Consider the following 1,525-nt stretch of genomic DNA (forward strand, 5'->3'; position numbering starts at 1 on the left):
GAACGACACCAATGACTTGTGATCACTTTCGATGCTCTCCAGCCGGGACGGCATCACGTGCGTAATGATCACCGCCGTGAACGGCCTGGATGCTGAGGAAGTCCTGTTCCCGGACCTGGACGGCCTGGAGATAGCGAACATCGAGATCGGCGGCGACGCCGTGACCGTCGCTGCCCGCGTGCGGGCGCCCGAGGTGCTCTGTCCGTCCTGCGGTGCCAGATCACGTCGGGTCCACAGCCGCTATGAGCGCCGGTTGGCCGACTCGGCAATCGGTGGCCGACGGATGGTCGTGGAGCTGCAGGTCCGGCGCTTCCGCTGTTCCACGATGTCGTGTCCCCGAGCGACATTCGTTGAGCAGGTCAACGGCCTCACCTTCCGCCACGGGCGGCGGAGCCTGCGGCTGCACACGATCCTGCAGGCGGTGGCGCTGATGCTGGCCGGCCGAGCCGGTGCCCGCCTGTCTGATGTGATCAGCTCGAAGGTCAGCCGCTCAACCCTGTTGCGACTGATCCGCGCGATGCCCGACCCGCAGGCAACCACGCCACGGGTACTCGGAGTTGACGACTTCGCCCTGCGCAAAGGACACGTCTACGGGACCGTGCTGATCGACATCGAGACCCGCCGTCCCGTCGACCTGCTGCCCGACCGAGAGGCCGCCACCCTGGCCCGCTGGCTGACCGAGCACCCCGGAGTCGAGGTCATCTGCCGCGACCGCGCCACCGGCTACGCCGAAGGCGCCCGCCTCGGCGCACCGAACGCGGTCCAAGTCGCAGACCGCTGGCACCTGTTCCACAACCTCACCGAAGCCGTGGAACGCTGCGTCACCCGACACTCCACCCAACTGCGCGAACCCGCCCACGTCCCCACCCCCGAGGAATCCGCGGCAGCCCTCGCCGAACTGGAGAAGATCACCACGACAGCGAAGGCGGACCGGGGCGCCCACCGTTATGCGGACCGCACCCGCGAGCGGCACGACGCCGTGCACACCCTCCTCGACCAGGGGCTGTCCCGGCGGGAGATCAGCCGCCGGCTGGGCCTGGCCCGCGGCACAGTGCGCAGGTTCGCCCACGCCGCAGCCCCCGAAGAACTCGTCGTAGGCAAGTGGCAGGGCCGCGCCAGCGTCCTGGACGACTACAAGCCCTACCTCCACCAGCGATGGCAGGAAGGCTGCACCACCGCGAAGACGCTCTTCGACGAGATCAAGGCTGTCGGCTACACCGGCGGCCTGACGATCTTGCGCGACTACCTGCGGCCCCTGCGTTCCGGCGCCCCACCGCAGGACCGCTTCACCCGGCCACCCTCGGTCCGCGACGTGACCTCCTGGATCACCCGCCACCCCGACAGCCTCACCGCCGACGAGACCCTCAAGCTCAAGGGCATCCTCGCCCGCTGCCCACAGCTCGACACCACCGCCGACCACGTCCGGGCCTTCGCCGAGATGATGACCGCCCGCACCGGCCGCGACCAGCTGACCGGCTGGATCGAGGAGGTGAAAGCCTCCGACCTGCCCGAGTTGGTGTCGTTT

1 protein-coding gene is annotated in these 1,525 nt (G+C 68.9%); it reads left to right on the forward strand.

Features of this window, described 5'->3' with window-relative positions; translation table 11 throughout:
- Positions 1-31: 31 nt before the first annotated feature.
- Positions 32-1,525, forward strand: a 1,494-nt coding sequence (locus tag ACWDBB_RS36180) for an ISL3 family transposase (RefSeq protein ID WP_449793650.1), incomplete at its 3' end; no start/stop codon positions are given.

It is taken from the genome of Kitasatospora sp. NPDC001095, assembly GCF_053598615.1.